The organism is Escherichia sp. KTE96 (assembly GCF_000408525.1).
GTDB classification, from domain to species: domain Bacteria; phylum Pseudomonadota; class Gammaproteobacteria; order Enterobacterales; family Enterobacteriaceae; genus Escherichia; species Escherichia marmotae.
On record NZ_KE137147.1, the window covers coordinates 95,852 to 114,062 of the forward strand.

Here is an 18,211-nt window from a genome sequence, read left to right on the forward strand (position 1 = left end):
CGTGTCGACGTGTCATTTCGACATCATCGACATTATTCACCGCAGCGATAATCAACGCTGGCACAATTATTGCTTATAGCTGGCAATAGTTAATGGGAGGCGATATGCACGAAATAACCCTCTGCCAACGGGCACTGGAATTGATCGAACAGCAGGCCGCAAAGCATGGCGCAAAACGCGTAACTGGGGTCTGGCTCAAAATTGGCGCATTTTCTTGTGTCGAAACCAGCTCTCTTGCCTTTTGTTTTGATCTGGTTTGCCGCGGCAGCGTGGCGGAAGGTTGTAAACTGCACCTCGAAGAACAAGAGGCCGAATGCTGGTGTGAAACATGCCAACAGTATGTGACGCTACTGACCCAGCGCGTCCGCCGCTGTCCACAGTGTCATGGCGACATGCTGCGTATTGTGGCAGACGACGGTTTACAGATTCGGCGGATAGAAATAGACCAGGAGTGAGCGATGTGTACAACATGCGGTTGCGGTGAAGGCAACCTGTATATCGAGGGTGATGAACATAACCCTCATTCCGCGTTTCGTAGCGCGCCTTTTGCCCCGGCAGCACGCCCGAAAATGAAAATCACCGGCATTAAAGCGCCTGAATTTACCCCCAGCCAGACTGAAGAAGGCGACCTGCATTACGGTCACGGAGAAGCAGGCACTCACGCGCCGGGCATGAGCCAGCGTCGGATGCTGGAAGTGGAAATTGACGTGCTGGACAAAAATAACCGTCTGGCTGAACGCAATCGCGCACGCTTTGCTGCCCGCAACCAACTGGTGCTCAACCTGGTTTCCAGCCCTGGTTCCGGTAAAACCACGCTGCTGACCGAAACCTTAATGCGCCTGAAAGATAGCGTTCCGTGTGCGGTTATCGAAGGTGACCAGCAGACAGTTAACGACGCCGCGCGCATTCGCGCTACCGGCACACCGGCAATTCAGGTAAACACCGGTAAAGGCTGCCATCTCGACGCACAGATGATTGCCGACGCCGCACCGCGTCTGCCATTAGACGATAACGGTATTCTGTTTATCGAAAACGTTGGCAATCTTGTATGCCCGGCCAGCTTCGATCTCGGTGAAAAACACAAAGTGGCGGTGCTCTCGGTCACTGAGGGTGAAGATAAGCCTCTGAAATATCCGCATATGTTTGCCGCTGCCTCGCTGATGTTGCTCAACAAAGTTGATCTGCTGCCGTATCTCAATTTCGACGTTGAGAAATGCATCGCCTGCGCCCGCGAAGTCAATCCAGAAATTGAAATCATCCTGATTTCCGCCACCAGCGGCGAAGGGATGGACCAGTGGTTGAACTGGCTGGAGACACAGCGATGTGCATAGGCGTTCCCGGCCAGATTCGCACCATTGACGGCAACCAGGCGAAGGTCGACATCTGCGGCATTCAACGCGATGTCGATTTAACGTTAGTCGGCAGTTGCGATGAAAACGGTCAGCCACGCGTGGGTCAGTGGGTACTGGTTCACGTTGGCTTTGCCATGAGCGTAATTAATGAAGCCGAAGCGCGCGACACCCTCGACGCCTTACAAAATATGTTTGACGTTGAGCCGGATGTCGGCGCGCTGTTGTATGGCGAGGAAAAATAATGCGTTTTGTTGATGAATATCGCGCGCCGGAACAGGTGATGCAGTTAATTGAACATCTGCGCGAACGTGCTTCACATCTCTCTTACACCGCCGAGCGCCCACTGCGCATTATGGAAGTATGCGGCGGCCATACCCACGCCATCTTTAAATTCGGTCTCGACCAGTTGCTGCCGGAAAACGTTGAGTTTATCCACGGTCCGGGTTGCCCGGTGTGCGTACTGCCGATGGGCAGAATCGACACTTGCGTAGAAATTGCCAGCCATCCGGAAGTCATCTTCTGTACCTTTGGTGACGCCATGCGCGTACCCGGTAAACAGGGGTCGCTGCTACAGGCAAAAGCGCGCGGTGCCGATGTGCGTATTGTCTACTCACCAATGGATGCGTTGAAACTGGCGCAGGAGAACCCAACCCGCAAAGTGGTGTTCTTCGGCTTAGGGTTTGAAACCACCATGCCGACCACCGCCATCACTCTGCAACAGGCGAAAGCCCGCGATGTGCAGAACTTTTACTTCTTCTGCCAGCACATTACGCTGATCCCGACTCTGCGCAGTTTGCTGGAACAACCCGACAATGGCATTGATGCGTTCCTCGCGCCGGGCCACGTCAGTATGGTTATCGGCACCGACGCCTATAATTTTATCGCCAGCGATTTTCATCGTCCGCTGGTGGTCGCTGGATTCGAACCACTTGATCTACTACAAGGCGTAGTGATGCTGGTAGAGCAGAAAATAGCGGCTCACAGCAAGGTAGAGAATCAGTATCGCCGGGTAGTACCTGATGCCGGTAATCTGCTGGCGCAACAGGCGATTGCTGATGTGTTCTGCGTTAACGGTGACAGCGAATGGCGCGGACTGGGCGTGATTGAATCTTCTGGCGTGCACCTGACGCCGGACTATCAGCGGTTTGACGCTGAAGCGCATTTCCGCCCGGCTCCGCAGCAGGTTTGCGATGATCCGCGCGCGCGCTGTGGCGAAGTATTGACGGGCAAATGTAAGCCGCATCAATGCCCGTTATTTGGGAACACCTGTAATCCTCAAACCGCGTTCGGTGCGCTGATGGTTTCCTCCGAAGGAGCCTGTGCAGCGTGGTATCAGTATCGTCAGCAGGAGAGTGAAGCGTGAATAATATCCAACTCGCCCACGGCAGCGGCGGCCAGGCGATGCAGCAATTAATCAATAGCCTGTTTATGGAAGCTTTTGCCAATCCGTGGCTGGCGGAACAGGAAGATCAGGCACGTCTTGACCTGGCGCAACTGGTGGCGGAAGGCGACCGTCTGGCCTTCTCCACCGACAGCTACGTCATTGACCCGCTATTCTTCCCTGGTGGCAATATTGGCAAGCTGGCGATTTGTGGTACGGCGAATGACGTTGCGGTCAGCGGCGCAATTCCACGTTATCTCTCCTGTGGTTTTATCCTTGAAGAAGGGTTGCCGATGGAGACGCTAAAAGCGGTCGTCACCAGCATGGCAGAAACCGCCCGCGCGGCTGGCATTGCCATTGTGACTGGCGATACCAAAGTGGTACAACGCGGTGCTGCAGACAAATTGTTTATCAACACCGCAGGAATGGGCGCGATCCCGGCGAATATTCACTGGGGCGCACAAACTCTGACCGCAGGCGATGTATTGCTGGTTAGCGGTACGCTCGGTGACCACGGTGCAACTATCCTTAACCTGCGTGAGCAACTGGGGCTGGATGGCGAACTGGTCAGCGACTGTGCAGTGCTGACGCCTCTGATTCAGACACTGCGTGACATTCCCGGCGTGAAGGCGCTGCGCGATGCCACCCGCGGTGGAGTGAACGCGGTGGTTCATGAATTCGCGGCAGCCTGCGGTTGCGGTATTGAACTTTCAGAAGCTGCACTGCCGGTTAAACCTGCCGTGCGCGGCGTTTGCGAACTGCTGGGACTGGATGCCCTCAACTTTGCCAACGAAGGCAAGCTGGTGATCGCCGTAGAGCGTAACGCGGCAGAGCAAGTGTTGGCGGCGCTGCATTCCCATCCACTGGGACAGGATGCTGCGTTAATTGGCGAAGTGGTGGAACGTAAAGGTGTTCGTCTTGCAGGGCTTTATGGTGTGAAACGAACTCTCGATCTACCACACGCCGAACCGCTGCCTCGTATATGCTAATAAAAATCTAAAGCTCCTTTAATTTGTCATTTACCTTTTGCACCGCTTAGCGGTGCTTTCCTGGAAGAACAACATGTCGTATACACCGATGAGTGATCTCGGGCAACAAGGGTTGTTCGACATCACTCGGACACTATTGCAGCAGCCCGATCTGGCCTCGCTGTGTGAGGCTCTTTCGCAACTGGTAAAGCGTTCTGCGCTCGCTGACAACGCGGCGATTGTGTTGTGGCAAGCGCAGACTCAACGTGCGACTTATTACGCGTCGCGTGACAAAGAACCCCCAATAAAATACGAAGACGAAACCGTTCTGGCGCATGGGCCGGTGCGCAGCATTTTGTCGCGTCCTGATACGCTGCATTGCAGCTACGAAGAATTTTGTGAAACCTGGCCACAACTGGCCACAAGCGGTTTATATCCCAAATTTGGTCACTATTGCCTGATGCCACAGGCAGCGGAAGGGCATATTTTTGGTGGCTGTGAATTTATTCGTTATGACGATCGCCCGTGGAGCGAAAAAGAGTTCAATCGCCTGCAAACATTTACGCAGATTGTTTCTGTTGTCACCGAGCAAATTCAGAGCCGCGTCATCAACAACGTCGACTACGAACTGTTATGCCGGGAACGGGATAACTTCCGCATTCTGGTCGCCATCACCAATGCGGTACTCTCCCGCCTGGACATGGACGAACTGGTCAGCGAAGTGGCGAAAGAGATCCACTACTACTTCGATATCGACGATATCAGTATCGTCTTACGCAGTCATCGTAAAAACAAACTCAACGTTTACTCCACTCATTATCTTGATAAACAGCATCCCACTCACGAACAGAGTGAAGTTGATGAGGCCGGAACCCTCACCGAGCGCGTATTTAAAAGTAAAGAGATGCTGCTGATTAATCTCCACGAACGAGATGATTTAGCCCCCTACGAACGCATGCTGTTCGACACCTGGGGAAACCAGATCCAGACGTTGTGCCTGCTACCATTGATGTCTGGTAATACCATGCTGGGCGTATTGAAACTGGCACAGTGTGAAGAGAAAACCTTTACCACCACCAACCTGAGTTTACTGCGCCAGATTGCCGAACGTGTGGCGATTGCCGTGGATAATGCTCTTGCCTACCAGGAAATCCACCGTCTGAAAGAGCGGCTGGTTGATGAAAACCTCGCCCTGACAGAACAACTCAACAATGTGGATAGTGAATTTGGCGAGATTATTGGTCGCAGCGAAGCCATGTATAGCGTGCTCAAACAGGTTGAGATGGTGGCGCAAAGCGACAGCACCGTACTCATTCTTGGTGAAACTGGCACAGGAAAAGAGCTGATAGCCCGCGCAATTCACAATCTGAGTGAGCGTAACGGTCGTCGAATGGTGAAAATGAACTGCGCCGCCATGCCTGCCGGATTGCTGGAAAGCGATCTGTTTGGTCATGAGCGTGGCGCCTTTACTGGTGCCAGCACCCAGCGCATCGGTCGTTTTGAACTGGCGGATAAAAGCTCGCTGTTCCTCGATGAAGTGGGTGATATGCCGCTGGAGTTACAGCCGAAGCTACTGCGCGTGTTGCAGGAACAGGAGTTTGAACGCCTCGGCAGCAACAAAATTATTCAGACGGACGTGCGTTTAATCGCCGCGACTAACCGCGATCTGAAAAAAATGGTCGCTGACCGTGAGTTCCGTAGCGATCTCTATTACCGCCTGAATGTCTTCCCGATTCATCTGCCACCGCTACGCGAGCGTCCGGAAGATATTCCGCTGCTGGCGAAAGCCTTCACCTTCAAAATAGCCCGCCGTCTGGGGCGCAATATTGACAGTATTCCAGCCGAGACTCTGCGCATATTGAGCAACATGGAATGGCCGGGTAACGTCCGCGAACTGGAAAATGTCATTGAGCGCGCGGTGCTGCTGACTCGCGGTAACGTTCTACAACTCTCTTTACCCGATATCTCACTACCGGAACCTGAAACGCCGCCTGCCGCGACGGTCGTCGCCCAGGAAGGTGAAGATGAATATCAACTGATTGTCCGTGTACTGAAAGAGACCAATGGTGTAGTCGCGGGGCCAAAAGGAGCTGCACAACGTCTGGGGCTAAAACGCACCACCCTGCTGTCACGGATGAAACGGCTGGGAATTGATAAAGCGGCATTGGTTTGACAGATTTAGTTATACTCAGTCAACATTCAATGAAAGGAGGCAGTATGGCAGTTTCAGCAAGAAATCAATTAACCGGAACCGTTAGCGCAGTAGCAATGGGCGCGGTGAATGATGAAGTAGAACTGACGCTGGCAGGTGGCGCTAAGCTGGTGGCGATTGTGACCCACAGCAGTCAGCAAGCCCTGGGTCTGGCAAAAGGGAAAGAAGCGATTGCCCTGATTAAAGCCCCGTGGGTAACGCTGGCAACGGAAGACTGTGGACTGAAATTCTCCGCTCGCAACCAGTTTGCTGGCAGCGTGTCGAAAATCACCGAAGGCGCAGTGAATGCCACTGTTCATATCAAAACGGATGCGGGTTTTGAAATTGTGGCGGTGGTAACAAATGAAAGCCAGGATGAGATGAAACTCACCGCTGGCTCGCGCGTTATTGCGTTGATCAAGGCATCAGCAATCCTGATTGCGACCAAAGCGTAAGCGCCGTATTTGCCGGAGAATATAAACTCCTCCGGCAAATTTATTTCTTCGGGCGATATTTTTCTGGCAGTTCCGGCACCGGACGCTTGTCATCAATCAGATGACGCACGGTTAAGATCGGATGACGCCACAGCATTCGCGGCCCCGCCCAACGCATAATCTGCTTCATCTCTTCACGCTTCGCAGGCTGATAACAGTGCACCGGACACTGCTTACAGGCCGGTTTCTCTTCGCCAAACACACATTTATCCAGCCGTTTTTGCGCATAAGCAAACAACGTCTCGTAATGCTCCGGCTCCGCTGACGCCTGCGGGCATTTCGCTTGATAAAGATCGATCATTTTTTTAATCGTCAGTTTTTCACGAGAGATACGCTTGCCGGACATGCTGCCTCCACACTCTTAAGGTGTATTTATATTACAACTTAATTTTAAAGGGGACTATGGCTCTGAAGGAGGAGGTTTCTTCAATCAACGCAATGTTTTCATAATCAACACGCAAAAGCTGCAAAACAGCATCTTTCCCGGAACCAGCATCAAGAACTCACCGTTCGCGTCTTCCCCTGAAATGATTAACTCCGGTATCATGTGCGCCTTATGTGATTACAACGAAAATAAAAACCATCACACCACATTTAACATCAGGGAACCGGACCTAACTCCATGAGTGTAATAGAAAATTTCGAAGCCCATACGCCTATGATGCAGCAGTATCTCAAGCTGAAAGCACAGCATCCGGAGATCCTGCTGTTCTACCGGATGGGTGACTTTTACGAGCTGTTTTATGACGACGCGAAACGGGCGTCACAACTGCTGGATATTTCGCTGACTAAACGTGGCGCTTCCGCGGGTGAGCCAATCCCGATGGCAGGTATCCCCTATCACGCGGTAGAAAACTATCTTGCCAAACTGGTAAATCAGGGCGAATCCGTCGCTATTTGTGAACAGATTGGCGATCCGGCGACCAGCAAAGGGCCCGTTGAGCGCAAAGTTGTCCGTATCGTCACGCCGGGTACTATCAGCGATGAAGCCCTGTTGCAGGAGCGCCAGGACAACCTGCTGGCGGCTATCTGGCAGGACAGTAAAGGTTTCGGTTACGCGACGCTGGATATCAGTTCCGGGCGTTTTCGTCTGAGCGAACCGGCTGACCGCGAAACGATGGCAGCAGAACTGCAACGCACCAATCCGGCGGAACTGCTGTACGCAGAAGATTTTGCTGAAATGTCGTTAATTGAAGGTCGTCGCGGCCTGCGACGTCGCCCGCTGTGGGAGTTTGAAATCGACACCGCGCGCCAGCAGTTAAACCTGCAATTTGGCACGCGCGATCTGGTAGGTTTTGGTGTTGAAAATGCGTCACGCGGCCTTTGTGCCGCTGGTTGCCTGTTGCAGTATGCAAAAGATACCCAGCGCACAACCTTGCCACATATCCGCTCTATCACGATGGAACGCGAGCAGGACAGCATCATTATGGATGCTGCGACGCGCCGTAATCTGGAAATCACCCAGAATCTGGCGGGTGGCGCGGAAAATACGCTGGCTTCCGTGCTTGACTGCACCGTCACGCCGATGGGTAGCCGTATGCTGAAACGCTGGCTACATATGCCAGTGCGCGACACCCGCGTGTTGCTTGAGCGCCAGCAGACCATCGGCGCATTGCAGGATTTCACCGCCGAATTACAGCCGGTACTGCGGCAGGTGGGCGATCTGGAGCGTATTCTGGCACGACTGGCGTTACGTACCGCTCGCCCACGCGATCTTGCTCGCATGCGTCACGCCTTCCAGCAACTGCCGGAACTGCGCGCACAGTTAGAAACTGTCGATAGTGCACCGGTACAGGCGCTGCGTGAGAAAATGGGCGAATTTGCCGAACTGCGCGATCTGCTGGAGCGGGCAATCATCGACACGCCGCCGGTACTGGTGCGCGACGGTGGTGTTATCGCACCGGGCTATAACGAAGAGCTGGATGAGTGGCGCGCGCTGGCTGACGGCGCGACCGATTATCTGGAGCGTCTGGAAGTCCGCGAGCGTGAACGTACCGGCCTGGACACGCTGAAAGTTGGTTTTAACGCGGTGCACGGCTATTACATTCAAATCAGCCGTGGGCAAAGCCATCTGGCACCGATTAACTACATGCGCCGCCAGACGCTGAAAAACGCTGAACGCTACATTATTCCGGAGCTGAAAGAGTACGAAGACAAAGTCCTCACCTCAAAAGGCAAAGCACTAGCGCTGGAAAAACAGCTTTATGAAGAGTTGTTTGACCTGCTGCTGCCGCATCTGGAAGCGTTGCAACAGAGTGCGAGCGCACTGGCAGAACTCGACGTGCTGGTTAACCTGGCAGAACGTGCCTATACCCTGAACTACACCTGCCCGACCTTTATTGATAAACCCGGTATTCGCATTACCGAAGGTCGCCATCCGGTGGTTGAACAGGTACTGAATGAGCCGTTTATCGCTAACCCGCTGAATCTGTCGCCACAGCGCCGCATGTTGATCATTACCGGTCCGAACATGGGCGGTAAAAGTACCTATATGCGCCAGACCGCGTTGATTGCGCTGATGGCCTATATCGGCAGTTATGTACCGGCACAAAGCGTGGAAATTGGTCCGATTGACCGTATCTTCACCCGCGTCGGCGCGGCGGATGATCTGGCTTCCGGGCGTTCAACCTTTATGGTGGAAATGACCGAAACCGCCAATATTCTGCATAATGCCACCGAGTACAGTCTGGTGTTGATGGATGAGATTGGTCGCGGGACGTCCACTTACGATGGTCTGTCGCTGGCGTGGGCGTGTGCGGAAAATCTGGCGAATAAGATTAAAGCGTTGACACTGTTTGCCACCCACTATTTCGAACTGACACAGCTACCAGAGAAAATGGAAGGCGTGGCGAACGTGCATCTTGATGCACTGGAGCACGGCGACACGATTGCCTTTATGCACAGTGTGCAGGACGGCGCGGCAAGTAAGAGCTACGGTCTGGCGGTTGCTGCGCTGGCGGGCGTACCAAAAGAGGTAATCAAGCGCGCGCGGCAGAAACTGCGTGAGCTGGAGAGCATTTCACCTAATGCGGCCGCTACGCAGGTTGATGGTACGCAGATGTCTTTGCTGTCATTACCGGAAGAAACCTCGCCAGCAGTCGAAGCACTGGAAAATCTCGATCCAGATTCACTGACCCCGCGTCAGGCGCTGGAGTGGATTTATCGGTTGAAGAGTCTGGTGTAAACCTGATATTCCCGACGGCACTATGCCGTCGGGTTGATTCACTACTTTTTCATTTGCACCCGGCAATACTGAGTCACCACATCTGAAATAGAGGGATATTTCACTTTCACCTGGTAATCAGGAAATGTCGTAAATGTGATATCCTCATGATCAATAAACACGGGGGCAGTTTTCCGTGCAGCTTCTGCTAAGATCGCTTCTTGCTCTGGTGCTAACGGATAAAATACCTTTACACTGTCAGGTACAATCTCTTCTTTTATCTTCGATTTTTCATGAGTAACAATGATATCCATCTCATGGCGGACAAAGGATATTGTGGAACCATTTAAATGATAATATTGTGTCGTGTGGTAGCGTTTTTCATTTTCTACCGAGTAAATGACTTTCATTATTCCCAAAATGCTAAGTTGATATTTTTCGTTATTCTCCGTCACACTGAAATCTGTTGTACACTTAACTACATCACCTTCAGTTATAAGTTTTTCAAAACGATTTATTTCTTCTATAGAAGCAGCTTGTACATTAGATGTAAAAAAACAGAAAGCTAACAGGAAAGCATAAAAATATCTAAGCATCTTAAAACATCCTTTTGTAATTTATTACTCCAAAGACTTCGACACTCTGGTCGGGTATAATAATACATTGCTATAATTTTGAGTCTATGCAAATGTCTACCACCCGCTATCAAAAAATTGATGCTCATAACTATCGCCATATATGGGCCGTTGGTGATATTCATGGTGACTATCAATTATTACAATCCCGCTTACATCAATTATCTTTTTGTCCCGAAACAGACTTACTTATTTCTACAGGCGATAATATTGATCGTGGGGCGGAGAGTCTTAACGTACTACGCCTGTTAAACCATCCCTGGTTTACCTCTGTTAAAGGCAAGCACGAAGCGATGGCTCTTGATGCATTCGCGACTGGCGATGGCAATATGTGGCTGGCCAGTGGCGGTGACTGGTTTTTCGATTTAAATAAGACGGAACAAAAAGAGGCAATAGAACTGTTGCTTCGTTTTCATCATCTTCCCCATATTATTGAATTAGATAACGATAATATAAAATATATCATCGCACATGCAGATTACCCAGGAGATAAATATCAGTTTGGTAAAGAAATAGCGGAAAGTGAATTACTCTGGCCTGTTGATCGCGTGCAGAAATCTCTTAAAGGCGAATCACAAAAAATAAACGGTGCCGACCGCTTTATCTTTGGTCATATGATGTTTGATAACATTCAGACGTTCGCTAACCAGATTTATATTGATACCGGCTCACCGAAAAGCGGACGGTTATCGTTTTATAAAATAAAGTAATCTCATGCTTCCTCTGTGAAGCATGAGTATCCCGGTTTTATTTCAGGCCATTATTCGTTTTTCGCCACCAGCAAAGAGAGATCAAGCTTCGCCAGCGTGCGGCTGGCGCTTTCCGGCAGACCGCCGTCAGTAATGATCTGATCAAACTCACTTAACGGTAACGCCAGCCATGTCGCCACCTGACCATATTTCGTGGCATCACAGACCAGAATCCGCTGGCGACTGGCACTGGCAATCGCCCGTTTCACCGTGACTTTATCTTCCGCTGGCGTAGAGATCCCCCGCACACTCCATGACGATGCAGAAATAAAAGCCTGATCAATCATCAAGCTGCGTAGCATGGTCGCGGCGGCTTCTCCGACACAGGAACGGTTTTCCCGACAAACTGCACCACCAGTGTGAATAATTGTGCAATTACTGTTGTCGAGCAAGTAGTTTGCGATAACGAAATCGTTGGTGACTACAGTGAGTGGCTCCATGTGAATCAAATGCTGTGCAATCGCTAACGTGGTCGTTCCCGCATCCAGATAGATACAACTCCCCGGCTGAACGAGACTTGCCGCCAGCTTGCCAATAGCCGCTTTTTGCGTCATTGCCAGCGCAGTTTTTACCTGGTGAGAAGGTTCATGCGCCACACGTCCCGGCGACTGGACACCTCCGGACACCAACACAACAGCGCCCTGCTGCTCCAGTTTTTGCAAATCCCGACGAATGGTCATATGTGACACATTCATTCTGTCCGTCAGTTCAGCAATACTGACAATGCCTTTTTCAGCTACCATCTCAAGGATGATTTGGCGACGCTCTACGGGTATCAACTTTTGCTCCTTCCTTTATCCTGCGGACATTCTACGCTATTTGCCTGCGAAACGTGCGCAACGCAACTATCGCTTAGTTCACATAAAATAACACGCCATGTTAATTTTTGTGAATCAGCTCACCATATCGTTATCGTCTGGCGCTTATATTCACAACATCAAACAAAATATCACTTAAATTAACAAGGAGAGCAGATGAAAACGGGATCTGAGTTTCATGTCGGTATCGTTGGTTTAGGGTCAATGGGGATGGGAGCGGCGCTGTCGTGTGTCCGCGCGGGTCTTTCTACCTGGGGCGCAGACCTGAACGCCAATGCCTGCGCTACGCTGAAAGAGGCTGGCGCTTGCGGGGTTTCCGATAACGCCGCGACGTTTGCCGAAAAACTGGATGCTCTGCTGGTGCTGGTGGTAAATGCGGCCCAGGTCAAACAAGTACTGTTTGGTGATAAAGGCGTTGCACAGCATCTGAAACCCGGCACGGCTGTAATGGTTTCTTCCACTATCGCCAGTGCTGATGCGCAGGAAATTGCCACTGCTCTGGCTGCGTTCGATCTGGAAATGCTGGATGCGCCAGTTTCTGGTGGCGCGGTAAAAGCCGCTAACGGTGAAATGACCGTTATGGCCTCCGGTAGTGATCTTGCCTTTGAACGCCTGACCCCCGTGCTGGAAGCCGTCGCCGGAAAAGTTTATCGCATTGGTGCAGAGCCGGGTCTGGGTTCGACAGTAAAAATTATCCACCAGTTGTTAGCTGGCGTGCATATTGCTGCCGGGGCCGAAGCGATGGCGCTTGCTGCCCGTGCGGGGATCCCACTGGATGTAATGTATGACGTCGTAACCAATGCCGCCGGAAATTCGTGGATGTTCGAAAACCGGATGCGCCATGTGGTGGATGGCGATTACACCCCGCATTCTGCCGTAGATATTTTTGTGAAGGATCTCGGGCTGGTTGCTGATACCGCTAAAGCCCTGCACTTTCCGCTGCCGTTGGCCTCAACAGCGTTGAATATGTTCACCAGCGCCAGCAACGCAGGTTACGGAAAAGAAGACGACAGCGCAGTCATCAAGATTTTCTCTGGCATCACTCTACCGGGAGCGAAATCATGATCAGGATTGGCGTTATCGCTGATGATTTTACCGGCGCGACGGATATCGCCAGTTTTCTGGTGGAAAACAGTCTGCCAACGGTGCAAATCAACGGTGTCCCGACAGGGGAAATGCCGGAAGCAATCGATGCCGTTGTGATCAGTCTGAAAACTCGCTCCTGCCCGGTGGCAGAAGCCACACAGCAATCGCTGGCGGCTCTGCGCTGGTTGCAACAACAAGGTTGCAAACAAGTCTACTTCAAATACTGCTCCACTTTCGACAGTACTGAGAAAGGCAATATCGGCCCGGTGACTGATGCATTAATGGATGCACTCGACACGCCGTTTACGGTCTTTTCCCCGGCTCTGCCAGTCAACGGGCGCACGGTTTATCAGGGTTATTTGTTCGTGATAAATCAACTGCTGGCCGAATCCGGGATGCGGCATCATCCAGTAAATCCTATGACCGACAGCTACCTTCCGCGTCTGGTTGAAGCACAATCCACAGGGCGCTGCGGCGTCGTTTCGGCGCATATTCTCGAAAAAGGTGTGGAAGCCATGCGTCAGGAACTGGCCCGTTTACAGCAAGAGGGCTATCGCTACGCGGTGCTTGATGCCCTGACCGAACGCCATCTGGAAATTCAGGGTGAAGCCTTGCGTGATGCCCCATTAGTAACCGGCGGTTCTGGCCTTGCGATAGGTCTGGCCCGGCAGTGGGCGCAAGAAAACGGTAACCAGGCACGCGAAGCAGGGCGTCCACTCGCAGGGCGCGGCGTAGTGCTCTCCGGTTCATGCTCACAAATGACCAATTGCCAGGTGGCACATTACCGTCAGATTGCGCCAGCCCGTGAAGTTGATGTGGCACGTTGTCTCACAACAGAAACACTGGTCGCTTATACACACGAACTGGCGAAATGGGTTCTGAGTCAGCAAAGTGAACTTGCTCCGCTGGTTTTTGCCACCGCCAGCACCGACGCGCTGGCCGCTATTCAACAGCAATATGGCGCACAAAAAGCCAGCCAGGCAGTGGAAGCACTGTTTTCGCTACTGGCTGCCAGGTTAGCGGCGGAAGGTGTAACGCGTTTTATTGTCGCAGGCGGTGAAACTTCCGGAGTGGTCACGCAGAGTCTGGGCATAAAAGGGTTCCATATTGGCCCAACAATTTCCCCCGGTGTGCCGTGGGTTAACGCACTGGATAAACCTGTCTCACTGGCCCTTAAATCCGGCAATTTCGGTGACGAAGCCTTTTTTTCACGAGCCCAAAGAGAGTTTCTACCATGAGCGATTTCGCAAAAGCAGAGCAGTCTTTGCGAGAAGAGATGACGCGGATTGCCAGTTCGTTCTTTCAGCGCGGCTATGCCACCGGTTCGGCTGGCAATCTGTCGCTGCTTTTGCCTGACGGGAATTTACTGGCAACGCCGACAGGTTCATGCCTGGGTAATCTCGATCCGCAGCGGCTTTCCAAAGTCACCGCGGATGGTGAATGGCTAAGTGGTGACAAACCCTCAAAAGAAGTGCTCTTTCATCTGGCGCTGTATCGCAATAATCCGCGCTGTAAAGCTGTCGTGCATTTGCACAGTACGTGGTCGACGGCACTTTCCTGCCTTCAAGGGCTGGACAGCAGTAACGTTATTCGTCCGTTCACACCGTACGTGGTGATGCGGATGGGGAACGTCCCGTTGGTGCCCTATTATCGCCCGGGCGATAAACGCATCGCACAGGATCTGGCGGAACTGGCAGCAAATCATCAGGCCTTTTTGTTAGCAAATCATGGCCCAGTGGTTTGCGGTGAAAGCCTGCAAGAAGCTGCCAACAATATGGAAGAGCTGGAGGAAACGGCCAGGCTAATTTTTATTCTCAGCGACCGCCCGATCCGCTATCTGACCGCAGATGAAATTGCGGAATTAAGGAGTTAATGCAATGCCTCGTTTTGCAGCTAATTTATCCATGATGTTCACCGAAGTGCCTTTTATTGAACGCTTCGCCGCAGCGCGAAAAGCTGGTTTTGATGCCGTGGAATTTCTATTTCCCTATGACTATTCCATCCAGCAAATCCAGCAACAACTGGCGCAAAACCATCTGACGCTGGCGCTGTTCAATACCGCTCCTGGGGATGTTAATGCGGGTGAATGGGGATTATCCGCCCTTCCCGGACGTGAGCACGAAGCTCGCGCGGACATCGATCTGGCTCTGGAATATGCGCTGGCGCTCAATTGCGAACAAGTTCATGTGATGGCAGGAGTAGTGCCCGCAGGCGAAGACGCTGAACGGTATCGGGCAGTGTTTATCGATAATCTCCGCTACGCTGCCGATAGCTTTGCGCCGCACGGCAAGCGAGTTTTGGTTGAAGCACTCAGCCCAGCCGTTAAACCTGGTTATCTCTTCTCCAGTCAGTATCAGGCACTGGCAATTGTTGAAGAGGTCGCTCGCGATAATGTGTTTATTCAGTTGGATACCTTCCATGCGCAAAAAGTAGATGGCGACCTGACGCATTTAATCCGCGATTACGCTGGGAAATATGCCCACGTGCAAATTGCCGGACTGCCTGACCGACATGAACCAGACGATGGCGAGATCAATTATCCGTGGCTGTTTCGCCTGTTCGATAAGGTGGGATATCAGGGTTGGATCGGTTGTGAATACAAACCCCGCGGCCTCACCGAAGAAGGGCTTGGCTGGTTTGACGCCTGGCGCTAATTCGCTAAATCCATAATTACAACGTACCCATACATCCCCCCATCTACGGATGGGGTAGGTTAACTATAACTTTCAGACAGGGTTTTCCATGTCCACAATTACATTGTTATGCATTGCGTTAGCTGGCGTAATCATGCTGTTGCTGCTGGTCATCAAGGCAAAGGTACAACCATTCGTCGCGCTGCTTCTCGTCAGCCTGTTAGTCGCACTTGCAGCGGGTATCCCGGCTGGCGAAGTAGGTAAAGTGATGATCGCCGGGATGGGTGGCGTGCTTGGTTCCGTCACCATTATCATCGGCCTTGGCGCTATGCTGGGGCGCATGATCGAGCACTCTGGCGGCGCAGAATCACTGGCCAATTATTTCAGCCGCAAGTTAGGGGATAAACGAACAATCGCCGCACTGACTCTGGCAGCATTCTTCCTCGGCATCCCCGTCTTCTTTGATGTCGGCTTTATTATTCTTGCGCCAATCATTTATGGCTTTGCCAAGGTTGCAAAAATATCACCGCTTAAATTTGGTCTGCCTGTTGCTGGGATCATGCTGACCGTTCACGTAGCTGTGCCGCCACATCCTGGCCCCGTCGCCGCAGCGGGACTCCTTCACGCAGACATCGGCTGGCTGACCATAATCGGTATTGCGATTTCTATTCCAGTGGGCATTGTCGGCTATTTTGCAGCGAAAATAATCAATAAGCGCCAATATGCGATGTCGGTGGAAGTACTGGAGCAGATGCAACTGGCTCCAGCCAGTGAGGGAAACGCAACAAAATTAAGCGATAAAATAAATCCGCCAGGCGTAGCGCTGGTCACCTCGCTAATTGTTATCCCTATCGCGATTATTATGGCGGGTACGGTTTCGGCAACACTAATGCCAGCCTCGCATCCCCTGCTTGGTACGTTGCAACTGCTCGGCTCACCGATGGTAGCATTGATGATTGCGCTGGTACTGGCGTTCTGGTTATTGGCCTTACGTCGCGGCTGGAGCCTGCAACACACCAGCGATATTATGGGCTCAGCCCTTCCCACTGCGGCGGTAGTTATTCTGGTTACTGGAGCTGGTGGGGTGTTCGGCAAAGTGCTGGTGGAATCTGGCGTCGGTAAGGCTCTTGCCAACATGCTACAAATGATTGACCTGCCTCTGTTGCCTGCGGCATTTATTATTTCACTGGCGCTGCGTGCATCGCAGGGTTCGGCAACCGTAGCAATCCTGACAACAGGCGGACTGCTTTCAGAAGCGGTTGTGGGGCTGAATCCGATTCAGTGCGTACTGGTGACACTGGCGGCCTGCTTTGGTGGGCTTGGCGCATCGCACATTAACGACTCCGGTTTCTGGATCGTCACCAAATATCTGGGTTTATCGGTGGCAGATGGTCTGAAAACCTGGACAATGTTAACGACCATCCTCGGTTTTACCGGATTCTTAATCACCTGGTGCGTGTGGGCAGTAATTTAACCTTAGCGAAAAGGTTCGATGGGTACTTGCTGCGGCGATCCCATTGGTAACCGCGTGGATGATGAATTTTTGGGGCGTTTGAGTAGAGAAGAGCAGGTGTTGTTTATGCGACAGGTGCGCAAGATGATGAACACATAGGGTGCTGATTGCCGGATGCGACGCTGTCGCATCTTATCCAGGCGACAAAATACCCCCCCCAAACAAAAGAAAAAGGCCAGCCTCATATGAGACTGGCCTTTCTGACAGATGCTTGCTTATTCGCGGAACAGCGCTTCGATATTCAGCCCCTGAGTCTGCAAAATCTCACGCAGACGGCGCAGGCCTTCAACCTGAATCTGGCGAACACGTTCTCGTGTGAGGCCTATTTCACGACCTACATCTTCCAGTGTTGCCGCTTCATACCCCAGCAAACCGAATCGACGTGCCAGCACTTCACGCTGCTTGGCGTTCAGTTCGAACAGCCATTTGACGATGCTCTGCTTCATATCGTCATCTTGCGTGGTGTCTTCCGGACCGTTCTCTTTTTCGTCGGCCAGGATGTCCAGCAACGCTTTTTCGGAATCACCACCCAGCGGGGTGTCTACCGAGGTAATGCGCTCGTTAAGACGAAGCATACGGCTGACGTCATCAACTGGCTTATCCAGTTGCTCTGCGATTTCTTCCGCGCTCGGTTCGTGATCCAGCTTATGGGACAACTCACGTGCGGTTCGCAGGTAAACGTTCAGCTCCTTTACGATGTGGATCGGCAAACGAATCGTACGGGTTTGGTTCATAATCGCCCGTTCGATCGTCTGGCGAATCCACCATGTTGCGTATGTTGAGAAGCGGAAACCACGTTCCGGGTCAAACTTCTCAACCGCGCGGATCAGCCCCAGGTTACCCTCTTCGATAAGATCCAGCAACGCCAGACCACGATTGCCATAACGGCGGGCAATTTTTACCACCAGACGCAAGTTACTCTCGATCATCCGGCGGCGGGAGGCGACATCTCCACGCAGTGCGCGACGCGCAAAATAAACTTCTTCTTCGGCCGTTAACAGTGGCGAATAACCAATCTCACCAAGGTAAAGCTGAGTCGCGTCCAGCACACGCTGTGTGGCACCCTGCGATAACAGCTCCTCTTCGGCCAAATCGTTATCACTGGGTTCCTCTTCAACTAAGGCCTTTTCGTCAAAAACCTCAACTCCGTTCTCATCAAATTCCGCATCTTCATTTAAATCATGAACTTTCAGCGTATTCTGACTCATAAGGTGGCTCCTACCCGTGA

General features: G+C 52.0%; 18 protein-coding genes and 1 pseudogene. 14 read left to right on the top strand and 5 right to left on the bottom strand.

Translation table 11 applies throughout. The annotated features are described in order from the left end of the window. The first annotated feature begins 104 nt into the window (after positions 1-104). From hypA to A1WG_RS17640, 7 genes are all read left to right on the top strand, one after another. Positions 105-455 (top strand): hydrogenase maturation nickel metallochaperone HypA, encoded by a 351-nt coding sequence (gene hypA / locus A1WG_RS17670; protein WP_001516945.1) that lies wholly within the window; start codon positions 105-107, stop codon positions 453-455. Positions 456-458: 3 nt separating this feature from the next. Continuing rightward, positions 459-1,331: a hydrogenase nickel incorporation protein HypB gene (gene hypB, locus A1WG_RS17665; RefSeq protein WP_000337678.1), complete on the top strand. Its 873-nt coding sequence runs from the start codon at positions 459-461 to the stop codon at positions 1,329-1,331. Further along, positions 1,322-1,594: a hydrogenase 3 maturation protein HypC gene (gene hypC, locus A1WG_RS17660; RefSeq protein ID WP_000334875.1), complete on the top strand. Its 273-nt coding sequence runs from the start codon at positions 1,322-1,324 to the stop codon at positions 1,592-1,594. Before hypB ends, hypC begins: the two co-directional genes overlap by 10 nt. Further along, positions 1,594-2,715 (top strand): hydrogenase formation protein HypD, encoded by a 1,122-nt coding sequence (gene hypD, locus A1WG_RS17655; RefSeq protein ID WP_001212982.1) that lies wholly within the window; start codon positions 1,594-1,596, stop codon positions 2,713-2,715. The genes hypC and hypD overlap by 1 nt, the downstream gene beginning before the upstream one ends. Continuing rightward, the gene (gene hypE, locus A1WG_RS17650) at positions 2,712-3,722 is read left to right on the top strand and encodes a hydrogenase maturation carbamoyl dehydratase HypE (protein ID WP_001059917.1); all 1,011 of its coding nucleotides are present in this window, start codon (positions 2,712-2,714) and stop codon (positions 3,720-3,722) included. The genes hypD and hypE overlap by 4 nt, the downstream gene beginning before the upstream one ends. A gap of 73 nt (positions 3,723-3,795) precedes the next feature. Beyond that, positions 3,796-5,874: a formate hydrogenlyase transcriptional activator FlhA gene (flhA, locus tag A1WG_RS17645; RefSeq protein ID WP_001516947.1), complete on the top strand. Its 2,079-nt coding sequence runs from the start codon at positions 3,796-3,798 to the stop codon at positions 5,872-5,874. Positions 5,875-5,918: 44 nt separating this feature from the next. Further along, positions 5,919-6,347 (top strand): TOBE domain-containing protein, encoded by a 429-nt coding sequence (locus A1WG_RS17640; protein ID WP_001516948.1) that lies wholly within the window; start codon positions 5,919-5,921, stop codon positions 6,345-6,347. Between the two features lie 40 nt (positions 6,348-6,387). On the opposite strand, the gene A1WG_RS17635 is transcribed toward A1WG_RS17640, so the two are convergent. Together A1WG_RS17635 and A1WG_RS25065 are read right to left on the bottom strand one after the other, a co-directional pair. After that, a complete protein-coding gene (locus tag A1WG_RS17635; protein WP_001516949.1) occupies positions 6,388-6,732 on the bottom strand; it encodes a nitrous oxide-stimulated promoter family protein in 345 nt (114 codons plus the stop codon). Positions 6,733-6,763: 31 nt separating this feature from the next. Next, a pseudogene (locus A1WG_RS25065) lies at positions 6,764-6,933 on the bottom strand (hypothetical protein). Positions 6,934-7,008: 75 nt separating this feature from the next. Here A1WG_RS25065 and mutS point away from each other — a divergent pair. Beyond that, positions 7,009-9,570 (top strand): DNA mismatch repair protein MutS, encoded by a 2,562-nt coding sequence (mutS, locus tag A1WG_RS17630; protein WP_000110913.1) that lies wholly within the window; start codon positions 7,009-7,011, stop codon positions 9,568-9,570. 41 nt (positions 9,571-9,611) lie between these two features. Here the strand turns inward: mutS and A1WG_RS17625 are convergent, their stop codons facing one another. Next, complete coding sequence (locus A1WG_RS17625; protein WP_000946997.1) at positions 9,612-10,145, bottom strand: hypothetical protein; 534 nt, start codon at positions 10,143-10,145, stop codon at positions 9,612-9,614. A gap of 92 nt (positions 10,146-10,237) precedes the next feature. Between A1WG_RS17625 and pphB the strand changes: the two genes are divergently transcribed. Further along, entirely contained in the window at positions 10,238-10,894 is a 657-nt protein-coding gene (pphB, locus tag A1WG_RS17620; RefSeq protein WP_001516951.1) for a protein-serine/threonine phosphatase, read from the top strand. 50 nt (positions 10,895-10,944) lie between these two features. Here pphB and ygbI read toward each other — a convergent pair whose 3' ends face one another. Next, complete coding sequence (gene ygbI / locus A1WG_RS17615) at positions 10,945-11,712, bottom strand: DNA-binding transcriptional repressor YgbI (protein ID WP_001516952.1); 768 nt, start codon at positions 11,710-11,712, stop codon at positions 10,945-10,947. 195 nt (positions 11,713-11,907) lie between these two features. Here ygbI and ltnD point away from each other — a divergent pair, with 195 nt between their 5' ends. From ltnD to A1WG_RS17590, 5 genes are all read left to right on the top strand, one after another. After that, positions 11,908-12,816: an L-threonate dehydrogenase gene (ltnD, locus tag A1WG_RS17610; RefSeq protein WP_000847962.1), complete on the top strand. Its 909-nt coding sequence runs from the start codon at positions 11,908-11,910 to the stop codon at positions 12,814-12,816. Then, the gene (gene otnK, locus A1WG_RS17605) at positions 12,813-14,075 is read left to right on the top strand and encodes a 3-oxo-tetronate kinase (RefSeq protein ID WP_001516953.1); all 1,263 of its coding nucleotides are present in this window, start codon (positions 12,813-12,815) and stop codon (positions 14,073-14,075) included. The genes ltnD and otnK overlap by 4 nt, the downstream gene beginning before the upstream one ends. After that, complete coding sequence (locus tag A1WG_RS17600) at positions 14,072-14,710, top strand: 3-oxo-tetronate 4-phosphate decarboxylase (RefSeq protein WP_001278988.1); 639 nt, start codon at positions 14,072-14,074, stop codon at positions 14,708-14,710. The genes otnK and A1WG_RS17600 overlap by 4 nt, the downstream gene beginning before the upstream one ends. A 4-nt stretch (positions 14,711-14,714) precedes the next feature. Next, positions 14,715-15,491 carry an HPr family phosphocarrier protein gene (locus A1WG_RS17595; protein WP_001136907.1) on the top strand — a complete coding sequence of 259 codons (777 nt, stop codon included), beginning with the start codon at positions 14,715-14,717 and terminating at the stop codon, positions 15,489-15,491. Positions 15,492-15,579: 88 nt separating this feature from the next. Beyond that, positions 15,580-16,944, top strand: a complete 1,365-nt coding sequence (locus tag A1WG_RS17590) for a GntP family transporter (protein WP_016242536.1) — start codon at positions 15,580-15,582, stop codon at positions 16,942-16,944. A 254-nt stretch (positions 16,945-17,198) separates the two neighbouring features. Here A1WG_RS17590 and rpoS read toward each other — a convergent pair whose 3' ends face one another. Continuing rightward, positions 17,199-18,191 carry an RNA polymerase sigma factor RpoS gene (gene rpoS, locus A1WG_RS17585; RefSeq protein WP_000081550.1) on the bottom strand — a complete coding sequence of 331 codons (993 nt, stop codon included), beginning with the start codon at positions 18,189-18,191 and terminating at the stop codon, positions 17,199-17,201. Between the last annotated feature and the right edge of the window lie 20 nt (positions 18,192-18,211).